Annotated in this window: 1 protein-coding gene; it reads right to left on the minus strand. The window is 32.3% G+C overall.

Annotated features, from left to right (window positions below; genetic code table 11):
• Nucleotides 1-867, minus strand: an 867-nt coding sequence (locus tag NNC19_RS23440) for a right-handed parallel beta-helix repeat-containing protein (protein WP_310941103.1), incomplete at both ends; no start/stop codon positions are given.

Here is an 867-nt window from a genome sequence, read left to right on the forward strand (position 1 = left end):
TAGTGTTTTTTACCTTTTCAAAATCATTTCCACCATTACCACTTGCTTGGCAATTTGTTAGTGTTAATTTTCCTGGATTACTATTCCAAGTGAAACCATGCTTCTTATTGTTAAACGCTTTGCATCCTACTAAAGTATGATTTACACTTATCTTGCTTCCTCCTAATTTGAATCCATTTCCATCACTATTCTTAGTAGATTGTCCAGATTCTGTCTTACCATTGTTACTTGCTTCACAATTTTCAAAATAAATAGATCCTATTTTACCAGTGTCTGGCTTAGTGTATAAATCCCAACCATCATCAACATTGTATTTAGATACACATCTAATGAACTTATTTCCTGTTCCACAAGTTAATTTAGCTGCAAATCCATCTGCATCTTCCCCATTATCTGGATCATAATTACTATGTGAGTAACAATCTTGAATAGTATTATTGCTTGGCCATTGACCTATTGAGTTATATTTACTATTATATCTAGACATTTGAAGTCCAGAATCTCTATTTGCATAGAATTCACAATTAGAAATTACATTATTGCTACCAGATAAAAGCATCCCATTATCTCCAGCTTTTTGAATGTTCAATCCGCTTATGTTCCAATAATTTCCGCTAGCGATTATTCCTCTGTTTGAATCATTGTATGAAAGACTTGAAAAATCTAAAACAGCCTTTCCTCCTCCAACAACAGCTATTTTCTTTTCCTTACCTTTAGAACCATTATTTCCTTCTTTAATAGTTAGTGACTTATTAAACTTATATGTACCTTTTTTCAAGTATATAGTTTTACCTGGTTGTACCTTATCTATAGCTTGTTGTAAAGTCATAGACCCATTTGGTTCAATAGTAATGTCTCCAGATGTAG

This window comes from Clostridium sp. SHJSY1 (genome assembly GCF_031626875.1).
In the GTDB taxonomy this organism is placed as follows: Bacteria; Bacillota; Clostridia; order Clostridiales; family Clostridiaceae; genus Clostridium.